Origin of the sequence: Mesorhizobium sp. M4B.F.Ca.ET.214.01.1.1 (genome assembly GCF_004791545.1) — a bacterium.
GTDB lineage: Bacteria > Pseudomonadota > Alphaproteobacteria > Rhizobiales > Rhizobiaceae > Mesorhizobium > Mesorhizobium abyssinicae.
The window spans coordinates 293,598-305,822 of the sequence record NZ_SRUX01000006.1 but is presented as its reverse complement, the minus strand read 5'-3'; the positions used below and the strand labels follow the sequence as shown (position 1 = coordinate 305,822).

General features: G+C 60.9%; 10 protein-coding genes and 2 pseudogenes. 5 read left to right on the top strand and 7 right to left on the bottom strand.

Features of this window, described 5'->3' with window-relative positions; translation table 11 throughout:
* The first annotated feature begins 863 nt into the window (after nucleotides 1-863).
* The 3 genes and pseudogenes from EN857_RS14950 to groL all read left to right on the top strand — a co-directional run bounded on the left by EN857_RS14950 (nucleotide 864) and on the right by groL (nucleotide 3,300).
* Nucleotides 864-1,172 carry a hypothetical protein gene (locus tag EN857_RS14950; protein ID WP_126089903.1) on the top strand — a complete coding sequence of 103 codons (309 nt, stop codon included), beginning with the start codon at nucleotides 864-866 and terminating at the stop codon, nucleotides 1,170-1,172.
* Between the two features lie 101 nt (nucleotides 1,173-1,273).
* Nucleotides 1,274-1,567 (top strand): annotated as a pseudogene (gene groES, locus EN857_RS14945) (co-chaperone GroES); the annotation flags it as partial.
* Nucleotides 1,568-1,632: 65 nt separating this feature from the next.
* Entirely contained in the window at nucleotides 1,633-3,300 is a 1,668-nt protein-coding gene (gene groL, locus EN857_RS14940) for a chaperonin GroEL (RefSeq protein ID WP_091595807.1), read from the top strand.
* A gap of 149 nt (nucleotides 3,301-3,449) precedes the next feature.
* Here groL and EN857_RS14935 read toward each other — a convergent pair whose 3' ends face one another.
* The 4 genes and pseudogenes from EN857_RS14935 to EN857_RS35715 all read right to left on the bottom strand — a co-directional run.
* A complete protein-coding gene (locus EN857_RS14935; RefSeq protein WP_051695374.1) occupies nucleotides 3,450-4,451 on the bottom strand; it encodes a zincin-like metallopeptidase domain-containing protein in 1,002 nt (333 codons plus the stop codon).
* A gap of 476 nt (nucleotides 4,452-4,927) precedes the next feature.
* Complete coding sequence (locus tag EN857_RS35725) at nucleotides 4,928-5,122, bottom strand: hypothetical protein (protein ID WP_051695369.1); 195 nt, start codon at nucleotides 5,120-5,122, stop codon at nucleotides 4,928-4,930.
* Nucleotides 5,123-5,204: 82 nt separating this feature from the next.
* Nucleotides 5,205-5,462 carry a thioredoxin domain-containing protein gene (locus tag EN857_RS35720; RefSeq protein ID WP_236370634.1) on the bottom strand — a complete coding sequence of 86 codons (258 nt, stop codon included), beginning with the start codon at nucleotides 5,460-5,462 and terminating at the stop codon, nucleotides 5,205-5,207.
* An 877-nt stretch (nucleotides 5,463-6,339) separates the two neighbouring features.
* A pseudogene (locus EN857_RS35715) lies at nucleotides 6,340-7,311 on the bottom strand (cation:dicarboxylase symporter family transporter); the annotation flags it as partial.
* A gap of 710 nt (nucleotides 7,312-8,021) precedes the next feature.
* On the opposite strand from EN857_RS35715, the gene EN857_RS14920 reads away from it, so the two are divergent.
* Nucleotides 8,022-8,411 (top strand): hypothetical protein, encoded by a 390-nt coding sequence (locus tag EN857_RS14920; RefSeq protein ID WP_029354905.1) that lies wholly within the window; start codon nucleotides 8,022-8,024, stop codon nucleotides 8,409-8,411.
* Nucleotides 8,412-8,899: 488 nt separating this feature from the next.
* On the opposite strand, the gene EN857_RS14910 is transcribed toward EN857_RS14920, so the two are convergent.
* Complete coding sequence (locus EN857_RS14910; RefSeq protein ID WP_029354903.1) at nucleotides 8,900-9,604, bottom strand: Crp/Fnr family transcriptional regulator; 705 nt, start codon at nucleotides 9,602-9,604, stop codon at nucleotides 8,900-8,902.
* A gap of 534 nt (nucleotides 9,605-10,138) precedes the next feature.
* Between EN857_RS14910 and EN857_RS35710 the strand changes: the two genes are divergently transcribed.
* On the top strand, nucleotides 10,139-10,387 hold the full coding sequence (locus tag EN857_RS35710) for a DUF6074 family protein (protein ID WP_029354901.1): 249 nt from the start codon (nucleotides 10,139-10,141) through the stop codon (nucleotides 10,385-10,387).
* A 364-nt stretch (nucleotides 10,388-10,751) separates the two neighbouring features.
* Here the strand turns inward: EN857_RS35710 and EN857_RS14900 are convergent, their stop codons facing one another.
* Together EN857_RS14900 and EN857_RS14895 are read right to left on the bottom strand one after the other, a co-directional pair.
* Nucleotides 10,752-11,384: an acyl-homoserine-lactone synthase gene (locus EN857_RS14900; RefSeq protein ID WP_029354900.1), complete on the bottom strand. Its 633-nt coding sequence runs from the start codon at nucleotides 11,382-11,384 to the stop codon at nucleotides 10,752-10,754.
* A gap of 92 nt (nucleotides 11,385-11,476) precedes the next feature.
* On the bottom strand, nucleotides 11,477-12,196 hold the full coding sequence (locus EN857_RS14895) for a LuxR family transcriptional regulator (protein WP_029354898.1): 720 nt from the start codon (nucleotides 12,194-12,196) through the stop codon (nucleotides 11,477-11,479).
* Nucleotides 12,197-12,225 lie beyond the last annotated feature (29 nt).

Sequence of the window (12,225 nt, the reverse complement as noted above, 5' to 3'; positions counted from 1 at the left end):
AGGAAGCCGCCGCAGGCGGCGGGGAAAAAAGCTGATGGCGAGGGTTTCGGGCGGCCGGACCCGCCCATAGGTCGACAAGCCAGCCGCAGGGATGGTCCTTGGAGAGAGCATGGAGACCGCTCGCCAAGTGCGGTCTTTCAGCCAAGCAGGACGCCGGGATGAAACGGCCTGCAAAGATGCTGCGCCCTTATGCCGGATCGAGATCGTGCCAGCGGGTCGGGCGCCAGAGCAGACATCCGGCATGGTGCGATCTATGAAAGCAGGGCTCGCCAGCGGGAATTTGATACGCGAAGGGGCCAAAGCAAGGCTGGATGAGAAGCCGGTGCTACCTGCAGGTCCAGTGTCATGTGGCGGCGCTCGGGAAACCGCTACGCAACGTGACGCGCTCTTATGAGGCGAACAGACCGGCCCCAAAACCGATCGACCGGTGGTCGGCGCGAAACGCGTCATGCCTGTCCGAAAGCTGACAGTGGCAGAAGACGCATGTCGGGTTCCGCACAATTGACCATGCTGGATTTGTGAGGTTTTCAGGGAGAGCCATGCGTTCACTACCCAGTGAGCTTTGGCACGGCATTTGCACTTGAGATGTGGCAACACGGATCGAAGGTTGACTGCATGCACAAGCGCGAGATGAGCAATGCTCTCCTTTCCTGGAGGCTTGGCAGCAGATTCGATTGTGACGTTGCGAGGAGCTTCAGCCGCTCGCGGCGGAAGTGATCTCAAATCTGAAGGCACCGTTGGGGCCGCAGCCATCAAACACATCTTTCTCTTTTTCGCAGCTCGTCATCAACGCGATGCGGACTTCTTCGCGTCGACGGCGGCCGAAGGTGGAGAAGGGCTCGACTTGCAAAAAGGAGTTGTCAATGACGTCTTACGTTCGCACCAACAGCCCGGCGCAGGTGCGCTCACTGTCCACCTTTGGCAAGCATCTGCAAAGGAGCGTGCTGACGGCGACGCTGCTTGCCGCGGCTTCGACGGGAAGTGAAGCGCAGCCCTATGTTCGTGCTGACGGCAGCACGACTGACGACTTGGAAGCGGCGCGCGCAAGTTGGCGTCATGACGCCGAATTCAATGGAAATGTGGGGCTCGCAGCCATCAACGCGGATGCGCGTATGCGTTGGGTTCCACCGGGGAGGGGGCCAGAGCTCCTCGCCTGCCCTCGTCCGTCTTGACGAGTGCCCGCTTACAGCCTACCTCACTATCGCGTTAGCACTCGTCCATCGCGAGTGCTAACAAAAACCCCTCAACATCCGCACCAGGGAAAAATCCGAAAATGGCAAAGTCGAAGTTCCGCCCGCTGCATGACCGCGTGGTCGTTCGCCGGGTCGAATCCGAATCCAAGACCGCTGGCGGGATCATCATCCCGGATACGGCAAAGGAAAAGCCGCAGGAAGGCGAGATCATCGCCGTTGGTTCCGGCGCCCGTGACGAAGCCGGCAAGCTCGTCCCACTGGACGTCAAGGCCGGCGATCGCATCCTGTTCGGCAAGTGGTCGGGCACCGAAGTCAAGCTCAATGGCGAAGACCTTCTGATCATGAAGGAATCCGACATCATGGGCATCATCGGCTCATATCAGGCCCTTTCGTCAACTGAATTCCCGGGCTCGATTGAAGCCCCTGCCAGGAGCTAAAAATGGCTGCCAAAGACGTAAAATTCTCCCGTGATGCCCGCGAGCGCATGCTGCGCGGCGTCAACATCCTCGCCGACGCGGTGAAGGTCACGCTCGGCCCCAAGGGCCGCAACGTCGTCATCGACAAGTCGTTCGGCGCCCCGCGCATCACCAAGGACGGCGTCACCGTCGCCAAGGAAATCGAGCTTGAGGACAAGTTCGAGAACATGGGCGCGCAGATGGTCCGCGAAGTTGCTTCGAAGACCAACGACATCGCCGGCGACGGCACCACGACCGCGACCGTTCTGGCGCAGTCGATCGTCCAGGAAGGCCACAAGGCGGTTGCCGCCGGCATGAACCCGATGGACCTGAAGCGCGGCATCGACCTCGCGGTAACCGACGTCGTTGCGACGCTGATCAAGAACGCCAAGAAGATCAAGACCTCCGAAGAGGTTGCCCAGGTCGGCACCATCGCCGGCAACGGCGATGCTTCGGTCGGCAAGATGATCGCCGAAGCAATGCAGAAGGTCGGCAACGAAGGCGTCATCACGGTTGAGGAAGCCAAGACCGCCGAGACCGAACTCGAAGTCGTCGAAGGCATGCAGTTCGACCGCGGCTACCTCTCGCCCTACTTCGTCACCAACGCCGACAAGATGGTTGCCGAGCTCGAGGACGTCTACATCCTCCTGCACGAGAAGAAGCTGTCCAACCTCCAGGCCATGCTGCCGGTTCTCGAAGCCGTCGTGCAGACCTCGAAGCCGCTGCTCATCATCTCGGAAGACGTCGAAGGCGAGGCTCTGGCCACGCTGGTCGTCAACAAGCTGCGTGGCGGCCTGAAGATCGCCGCCGTCAAGGCGCCGGGCTTCGGTGATCGCCGCAAGGCCATGCTGGAAGACATCGCCATCCTCACCGGTGGCCAGGTCATCTCGGAAGACCTCGGCATCAAGCTCGAGAATGTCGGCCTCAACATGCTCGGCCGCGCCAAGAAGGTGTCGATCTCCAAGGAGAACACCACCATCGTCGACGGCGCCGGCAAGAAGGCCGAGATCCAGGGCCGCGTTGCCCAGATCAAGCAGCAGATCGAAGAGACCACTTCGGACTACGACAAGGAGAAGCTGCAGGAACGTCTGGCCAAGCTCGCCGGCGGCGTTGCGGTGATCCGCGTCGGCGGTGCGACGGAAGTCGAAGTCAAGGAAAAGAAGGACCGCGTCGATGACGCCCTCAACGCGACCCGCGCGGCCGTCGAAGAAGGCATCGTTGCTGGTGGTGGCGTCGCGCTGCTGCGCGCTTCGGCCAACATCAAGGCCACCGGCGTCAATGCCGACCAGGCCGCCGGCATCAACATCGTTCGTCGTGCGCTGCAGGCTCCGGCCCGCCAGATCGCGGCCAACGCCGGTGCGGAAGCATCGATCGTTGCCGGCAAGATCCTTGAGAACAAGGGCGCGACCTTCGGCTACAACGCCCAGACCGGCGAATATGGCGACATGATCGCCATGGGCATCGTCGATCCGGTCAAGGTTGTCCGCACCGCTCTCCAGGACGCGGCCTCGGTGGCCGGCCTGCTGGTCACCACCGAAGCCATGATCGCGGAGGCTCCGAAGAAGGAGTCGGCTGGCGGCGGCGGCATGCCTGGCGGCATGGGTGGCGGCGGCATGGGCGGCATGGGCGGCATGGGCGGTATGGATTTCTAATCCAGCTCTGGCAGCTTTCGCAACGAGGGGCGGCAGCAATGCCGCCCTTTTTTTGCGAACCTCGATCCGATAAACGATCGGCGCCAACGCCGGCCATGTTAGCGCAACCTCAAAAGAACTGTCGAGTTGGTTGCGCGGCTTTTGCGTCATCAGAGGCGCAAGGCGGCCGCGTGTGATGATTGCGCGCTTCCATAGGCGGTTTCGGCATGTGCCTCGCCTTCGACATCGGCATTGCGGCCAAGCAGGAAATCGGCGGCTTTCGAGGCATGGCTTGCGGCGCGGAAGATGGCGCGGTTGTCCTCGCGCAAAACCGTCAGCCATGAGCCGATGTAGTCGGCATGGCGCACGGTCGGCTCGATGCCGAGACTGCTGCAGATGAAGGCTGATGCGATTTCGGCGACCAGTTCCTCGCGCGCATAGGTGTTGGACCCGAAGGAGCCGGACAGGTCGCGCGCGAGTCGCGTCGGGTGGCCGGTCCAGTGGCCAAGCTCGTGAAAGCAGGTCCGGTAATAGTCGATCTGGTGGAAGAAAGCCGGCTGCGGCGGCACCTGTATGGTGTCGCTGCCGGGCATGTAGAAGGCGCGCTCGCCGCCGATGCGAAAATCAGCGCCGGTTGCATGAATGAGCGCCTCGGCCTGCGGGACCATCTCGCGCTCAGGCAGAGGCTCGCCGGCGGCATAAAGATGTTCGGGCAGATTATCGCACTGCGCGACATTGAAGACGGTAAAGCGCTTCAGGAAGGGCACCGCCTGCGGTTCGTCGCCATCGGTGTCGGCGCGTTGCTTTTCGTTCTTGGGAACAAAGCGGTCAGCGTGAACGATGGTGGTGCCGTGCTCACCCTTCCTGACATTGCCACCTAGGGAAAGCGCCTGCCGGAAGGTGAGCCAGTTCTGGCTGGGGAAACCGCGATCGATGACCCCGCCCCACAGGATCAGGATATTGATGCCGGAATATCGGCGCTGGGTGGCCGCATTCCGCGGCAGGCCGAGGCCTGTCCTTGCCCTGCCCCACGGCTTGACCCATGGCACGGTGCCGCGCTCCAGTTCGGCAATGATGCGGTCGGTGATTTCCTGATAAAGGCTGGCGCCGGTGCGCCCGCCACTCTCTGCGCCAGCCTGTCGGCTGCCGCAACGTTTGTTGTTTGCACGCATCGTGATGTCCTCCGCTCTTCAATCGCGCCCTCCCCGGAAGCGGGGTGGGCGGCGAAAGCGACCGGAAAGGCCCGACGTCGGAGGCGGACTGCATCCGCAGGACCGGAACGGAGTGGAGGACCCGAAGCGAAAGCGAAGGGTTGCGGGACGCCGCGGCGGGCCTAGAAGGGAGTGCTGCCCGCCCTGCGCCACCGGGGAAGGCCACGATAAAAACGACGCCGGCCGACAGGCCGGCGACCGTCAGCAGCCGAAGGCTGCCCCGCGCCAGGGGGCGAAGCCGCAGGGCCAAGACCGCCTGAGCATGGCGAAGATAAGCGGGCTCGGTTCACGAGCACCCGGCCAGCGCCTTCAGGCGCGGGCGCTCAGGATTGTTGTTGGCGCCCACGGCAGCTGGATGACCGCAACAAGATGCCGAGGAGCAACAGCAAAGCCAGCTGCCACAAACGGCACGCTCCGGCAACAACAGCGTGGCCGATCTACAGATGCTGCCCCGCACGAGAGCCTGCACGCTTTGAGCGCGCATCGGCGAGCAAGCGTTGCAAGCTGGCCATGTCGACCAGGTGGGCGATCACTATATCGCCGACCACCAACGCGGGCGTACGGTCGATGTGCAGACCTTTCGCGAGTGCGCGGACGCGCGCAAGTTCATCTGCGATGGCCGGATCTTGCATTCCCGCTTGAGCTGCTCCACGTCAAGGCCCACACGCGCTGCGATCTTGAGAGTGATCCTTTCAATGATCCAACTGGGGGAAGTCATAAGGGCGCGGTGGAATTCGTCGAACTTTCCCTGTTTTCTCGAGGCGAGTGCGATTGGGAATCCGGTCCCAGGACCGGGAACCGTCTGATCACAAGCTTCAGATTGGGATCATTCTTGAAGGCTTTTTGGTAGTTGAGATCTGCCAGTCTGCAATGCGGACAGTTGTGGTAGTCATTGAATATGACCAGAACGGCATCGCCTTGCGGGTTGCCGGCGATTGGCGAAGGGGGTCGTTGTCGAATGCGCCGCTCCACTTTTGCCTGTCGATCGACCACGCCTGCCGGTGCAGGTTCGCGCTATATTGGCTCGCCAGCACGGCGAGGAGTAAAAGAAGAGCTGCGACAGTGATGGCAGTCGGCTTAGACATGAGTCTCCAATCCATGGACGGCGTGGCAGCAACGGCCCGCCTTTTGGTGTAAAATGCTTTTGATCGAGCCCCGCACTTGCCACAGGGCGCAGTCGCGAGGGCGCACAGCTATAGATGCCGGTGCGCTCTGGCGGTTTCTGGAAAGATGGCCTTGCGCCATCGGGCCCACCCCACCCAGCTGAGCGTCGTTCGCGCGGGCCGGGCAACCGCGACCGCCATTCACCACGCCGGGCGACTGACCGTCCGCCCGGCAGAGCGCTGAAGGGTCCCCGGACCTTCCGGGTTGCCGGCGATTTGGCGAAGCGGGGTCGTTGACGAGTGCGCCGCTCCACTTTTGACTGTCCATTGGCACGACTGCATGGGCGGGGGCGGCCTTTCCCGCGGCGGGTGCGCGCTATTATGGCTCGCCAGCACGGAAAGCAGCACGGCGAGGAGAAAAAGGAGAACCGCGAGAGTGGTGGCCGTTGTCTTAGACATGAGGCTCCAATCCATGGACGGCGTGGCAGCAACGGCCCGCCTTTTCGGTGTAAAATGGGTCGCTTTTGATCGTGCCCCGCAGTTGCTACAGGCGCACAGGTGCGGGTGCGATCTGGCGGTTTCTCAAATACGGCTTTGCGCCATCGGGCCCACCCCAATAGCTGAGCGTCGTTCGCGCGGGGAACTGCGTTCACCACGCCGGGCGACTTGACCGTCCACCGCCAGAGCGCTGAACGGTCCGCTAGTGAGGCGCTCCCCGAATCGTCGTTTATCCCGCGCGCCCCAGACCGGGCGACAGCCAGCGTTGCCGCTACGCTGCGGAGAAATATCGTCAGCGCGTGGCATTCGGACATAAGCTGATCGACGCCAAGAATAAGACCCACGGAGGTGACCGGTGCGGCCGGAACAAGAAAGAGCGTTGCAGCCATTGTGACGAGGCCTGCACCGGTAATGCGGGTTGTTCCGTTCGAAGGGAACAATGCGACGAACAGCATGAGGATCCGGCAGCCGATCGGCAGATCAGTTTTCGTCGTCTGGGCGATGAAGAGGGCGGCGAGCATCATATTCGTGCCGTCCAGATTGAATGGAATGAGACCCACGACCGAATGCGTGGCGCCGGCCTTTTCCATCTTCTCCATGAGCGAGGGCAGCGCGGCCTCCGAGGAGGACGTTGCGAGCAGCAGCTCGTCCTTGATGTATCGGACGAGAGAGAAGATCGAGCGGCCGTTGTAGCGGCAGACCGCGCCGAACAGGACCGAGAAGAACAAGACTTGCAGGATGTCGCCTTCCGCGAAGGCACTGGCAATGGTTGATGGGATGATGTTCATCAGGAAGCTGGTCACGGACTGCTCGTGAGCCGTGGCCACATAGCCCTTAACGGCTTGGACATCGAGCGAGGCCGGATCGATGTTGAGGCCGGCGCCAGGCTGAACGATATTCGCGACAATCAGTCCGACAACGAGTGCAAGTGTCGAGAAGGTGAGGAAATAAACCATCGCCTTGGCGGCAACTCGGCCGACCTTCTGCAGATCGCTCATGCCGGCAATGCCGGTCGCTATTGTCAGGAAGATGACAGGTACGGTGATTATCTTGACGACATCGACGAAGGCATCGCCGAGCGGCTTCAGGCTCTGGCCGGTCTCCAAATGGAAATAGCCGATTGCAGCACCCAGGATTATGGCGGCAAGCATCTGCACGTAGGCCCGGGCAAAATGGCGCTTGCGGGCCGCTGCGTTCGCTATGGGGACTTGTGGAACCAACACCGTTTCTCTCCTTGACCGGATCGGGGTGGGGCTCCTCCTTCTCCCATGCAGTGCTCCGGTCGAACGCTGCGCCCACTTCGGCGCAAGCGATGTGCCAAATAGCAAAGAGGGGAAAACGCGCAGGACCTCTCACGCAGTGCTTGTTCGCTCTCCCGCACTCGCGCTGCGGTTGCCAGTCAACTATGGAAGGGTCCGTTCTTGGGAATTCCAAAGGTCGCTCTTTGCTTCGGCGCAGCTTGGCTGGCTGGAAGGTTCCCTGTTTGCCTTGGGGTCTGGGACCTGCGTCCAGATGGTCAACATTTTCCTGCGCGCCGCACGGGGCTCCAAAGATTCAATCGAGGACGGGCCCTCTTCGAAAACGGCGGCAGCGTTGGTCAAGCCCTTCCACCCTGCTGTCCCACCAAGGGTGTTCAGAAGCTCAGTTCACGATTAAGCGATGGATCAGCGTCATCTGGCGTTTGCGCCATCGCGGCGGCGTTGCAAGGGGTCTGCCAAGGATGAGCAAGCCGCGAGGCAGGGCCCGAGACCTAGACTCCATCCTCATCAACAGCGCTCGGCTCGCGTTAGGAATGTTCGAACCGCAGCACGATCAGGTGGCCACACCGTTGGTCGGAACCGGAACCCGACGAATGATCGTTCGTGACCGACATCTGTGAACAAGCAGTGTGTGTCATTGCAATCACCACCCATTGCGCGCAATTGCCCATATGGCCGTGAATGAACTGGATTTGGTGATTTTCCAGATGGCGGTGGAAAGCGTCCGCTTGCTCTCTTCAAGCTTTGATGAGAAGGCGGCTGAGATAGCCACGAGGAGCCGTGGTAGCCTTCTTTTCGACGTGCGGGTTGACGGTGACCTGGAGGTCCAGCGAGTCGCAGCCATTGGATATCCAGGCGACAAGATCGGTGTGGTGGCATTGGACCGAGAGGGCCTTGTTAGCTGCTGTTGCCTTGTCAATGGCACCTTCTCACCTTTCATTGCACCATTGGAGAACTGGACCAGCATGCCCCTGTCCATGCAGGCCCAGATCGATGTCACAGGCTATGCGAGGCTCCTTCTGGCCGCCCTGCGAAATGCTGGACATATGCTGGGCAGGTAGCATCACCGATGATGTCTGTGATGAGATGGTGCAGACGGCTGGATGAGGCGATCGCTTGCCGGCAGCTTTGGCCGCCAAGCGATCGGTGAGTTCGCAATGCTGGACACGTCCTGTAGACTCTGCCAGTTAAGTTAGCGGACAACCATCTGACGAATGCCCGATCTGACAGTCTGGACGGCGCGGCATGCCCTCCTAGGAATGCAGCCGTGGTTCTACTCCCTCGGCTGTTTTTGCGTCGAAGGCGACGGGCACACCGTGAACGATGGACGTCGCCGCCACCAATTCCTCAACTCGCGATCGGTCGCTTTGCACGCCGGCATAAGCGTTCGAATGGCGCGGATCGCCTGGGCGGTGGAGAGGAACCGGGCCTTGCCTCTGGACAGAACATAGGCTTCGGCGGCTTTTTCACCCGCCTCCCTGAAACTCTGACTGACACGATCTAGGACGGAAGTTCGGCAGCCTTCAAGCCTATGTCCGATACCGGACAATCAGGCAGCGGTGGCCAGGCCGAAATAACGTTGCTCCTCCTCGCCGTAAGCGCCATGCGTGAGTTCCATCAATCCGACGCGGTCGATAATCGTGACCTCGCCGCGCTTGGCACGGACAAGTCCTCGATATTCAAGCATTTGCAGGGCCGTGGTGACCCCGGGACGGCGGGCGCCGAGCATGGTCGCCAGAAATTCATGCGTCAGGTAGATCTTGTCTCCGTCAGAGCGGTCATGGATCATCAGCAACCAGCGGGCCAGCCGTTCCTCGATTTTGGAGTGGCCATTGACCAGTGCCGTCCGGGACGACTGGACAAGGAACGCGTGGGCATAGTCCAGCACTGACGTGCGCAGCGACGGGCTTTCCGCAACCGCAGGACGAATGATTTCAACCGGCAGGCGCCAGCCATTGCCTGCGACCTGGATATAGGTCTCGTTGGAAGAGCTGTCCTGTCCGAGAATGAGGGCAATTCCTGTCATCCCGTCATATCCGATAATGCCGACTTCACATTGCCGTCCGCCGGTCATGGTGGCGACCACCGAGGCGATGCCCCTCTCGGGAAAATATCCATTCCTGATCGGCTGATGCGCGATCTCCAACTGAGCCTTGATGTCCAGTTCGACGCGATGCAGCGATGGTCGCAACAGCGCGAAGTCCTCCGGCGAAAGGGATTTCAGCACCCGGTTGCGAAAAAGGGATTCGGGCAAGGCTCTCTCTCATGCGGGCAAGAGCGCGTACCTCTTACTGTCGGCTGCATCCGAAGTAACTGACGGCCGATGCCAAGCATAGGCTTCGAAACGCGCGATTGCAAAGCCCTGTCGGGGCAGTGCAGCCATGCTAGAAGTCGCGCGGCCTTACGATAGGCGCGGATGACATGATTCCCTTCTGCGGCCACCAAGAACGGCTCGGGCACGCTTTAATCATTCATACACAAGCTCGCAGGAATGTAAGCGGCGGAACAGTCGGGTGATTCGTGCCGCCCTGCCCTTTCAGAAATCAAGTCATTGGACGTCAATTCGGGCTGGAACGCCTCGTCGCGGAACGGCACAGGAAACGCAGCCGGATCAGCAATGGTGGTTCACCTTATGTGCGGTCCGGATGTGCGGTCCGGCGGCTCATCGCCCAATGGCTTGTCGAGGGGAAGTGGAACTCGTCATGTCGCCGCGAACCGTCACCGCGCTAAGCGGCGCTTTTCAAGACGCCGGTGTTTTCTTTGTGGAACTGAAACTGTGAGGTGATTGATGCATGACTCAAACATTTGCGTATTTCCGCTGCATCGGCGACGCACATTGGTCGAAAGTATCGCCCAGGCCCTCGAGACCAAGAACGGCGAGGCGGCGAGTGCGTTCTGGCGCTGTGCTGCCAAGAAAATGCTCATTCAATTGTCCGATGTAGGAATTGCGCCAGAGTTCGCTGCGCAGGAGGTTGGAAGGCTTCTTCATGCGGTCTTGGACGATATGGCCAACCGAACGGTAATGCACATAGCATAGGCTTGGGCGCTGTTGGATCGCGCGTCAGCTCGGGTCCTTATCGGGGGACTGCTCCGACTGGCCGACGGTCCGGCCAAACCGGCATACCGGCAAAGGTTTGAGGTTGGGATCGCTCACGGCGGCCGGTCCAATATTCCAAGGCGATCTCAGAAGCCACATTGGCTTCTTTCCAAGCGGACGGGCGCCACTTTGGCGTGCTCACGCTGGACTGCGGGTTGCGCCTACGGAAATCCGAAGTCCGGCCGCGCGAGTCGATCGACCGGAACAGTCGAATGCTCGTGGGGCCGGGTCCGCTCAGCTTGACGGCGGGCGGTGGCGGCCGTGAGCAGACTTAACCCAGGTCACGGCTGACCATCCGCAGGCGCTATGCCGATTGGACGAGAACTGGTTGCCACAACACCGGCCCGTTCAGGCGTCCCCTCCAGCGGATGCGCAAGAGACTGGCGTAGGAAATCTCGAGGAAGCCGGCGACTGCCTCGGTGTTGCCGACCTGCTGGGGCTGTCCGATACGTGACAACGGCCAGGTCGCGAGACGAAGGATCCTTTCGATGCGCGTATCTGTCACCGTTACGATCCCGGAGAGATTGTTGGCCAAGCCGAATTCGATGATGCCCGCGAAGAGCTCGTAGGTTGCTTGTGCCAGGCCGCCAGCAGCCTTCGGCGCTGTCGCAGGGAGATCGAGCGCGAAACGACTACTCTCCCAGATATCGGCACTCGCAGGGACCACCATCTCATCCAGCAGCGCCGGAAACGTATCGCGCAACATAGTCGGTCCGGTGGTCGGCAAAAGGCGGACGCAGCCGCAAGTTCGCCAATCGGACCCCTTGAGAAGTAGGTAGACGGGGTTCAGGCTGTCAAACGGGTCCGTTTCCATTTCGCCTTCGGTCTGCACTTCCCAATCGAGCCGCTTCTTGAAAACCCGATACCTAAGCCCGTGCATTTCCCTGAGTTCGCTCGCGAACTCGGCGTAGCAGTCGGGTGTTATCAGCTGCATCATTGTCGTCTCCGTGCGGGATGTGTCCACGCAATCGAAGGGCAAAGCCGTCATGAATGCAGCCTGTAGACCTTTACAGCTAGCCTTGGAGAGGATCAGGATCTCGCCCGAGCAGCCATCCGCACTATGGCCTGGTTGATGGTTCGCACGCCAAGCTTCGCCTTGGCGTTTTCCTGATGGAAGGTCACGGTGCGTTTCGAGACACCGAGAATCTGGCTGATATCCCAGGCCGACTTGCCGCACGCCGCCCATTTCAGGCACTCGAACTCCCGCGGGGTGAGCGTTATGCCATCTACCACGCAATCTTCGGCGAGCCTGCGCCGGGCATGGATATGAACGTTGATCGCAACCAACTGCATTGCTTTTTCGTAGCGCGTCAGCGACCTCAAAAGTGGCGGATGCGCCTCGTTGGAGGCGAAGGTCAGTGCGGCGAACCGGCCGCGATGATCATGCATCGACATGGTCAGTCCGCCGCGAATGCCGAACTCAGCTGCTTTTTCCAGGACTTCCTGCTGCGAGGTCGGCAAATAACGGTGATCGCGGTCCACACCCCAGTCGAAGGTATCCCAGCCTCGCAGTCCCCGCAGGATCACGGGATCCACGCTGTGGTAGCGCAGTTGCAGGTAATGTGATGTCCATGATGATGGATAATTCGAGATCAATCGCGGCGTGTCGCCGGAAGCGGATGGGTAGGTGAAATAAGCGAAGAACGGAAAGTCGAACCCGGCTGCGGCGGACGCCATTGCCTCATGGAGATCGACGGCATCGACGCTTGCAGAGAGTTGCTCGACCAAGGTTTCAAATACGCGATGCATCTGCGCTTTGCCTACCTCGCGGAGGTTGC

Excerpts from the sequence above, each read along its gene's own strand:
- EN857_RS14950 (WP_126089903.1), top strand. The coding sequence starts at position 864 with ATGACGTCTTACGTTCGCACCAACAGCCCGGCGCAGGTGCGCTCACTG.
- groL (WP_091595807.1), top strand. The coding sequence starts at position 1,633 with ATGGCTGCCAAAGACGTAAAATTCTCCCGTGATGCCCGCGAGCGCATG.
- EN857_RS14935 (WP_051695374.1), bottom strand. The coding sequence starts at position 4,451 with ATGCGTGCAAACAACAAACGTTGCGGCAGCCGACAGGCTGGCGCAGAG.
- EN857_RS35725 (WP_051695369.1), bottom strand. The coding sequence starts at position 5,122 with ATGCAAGATCCGGCCATCGCAGATGAACTTGCGCGCGTCCGCGCACTC.
- EN857_RS14920 (WP_029354905.1), top strand. The coding sequence starts at position 8,022 with ATGGCCGTGAATGAACTGGATTTGGTGATTTTCCAGATGGCGGTGGAA.
- EN857_RS35710 (WP_029354901.1), top strand. The coding sequence starts at position 10,139 with ATGCATGACTCAAACATTTGCGTATTTCCGCTGCATCGGCGACGCACA.
- EN857_RS14900 (WP_029354900.1), bottom strand. The coding sequence starts at position 11,384 with ATGATGCAGCTGATAACACCCGACTGCTACGCCGAGTTCGCGAGCGAA.
- EN857_RS14895 (WP_029354898.1), bottom strand. The coding sequence starts at position 12,196 with ATGCATCGCGTATTTGAAACCTTGGTCGAGCAACTCTCTGCAAGCGTC.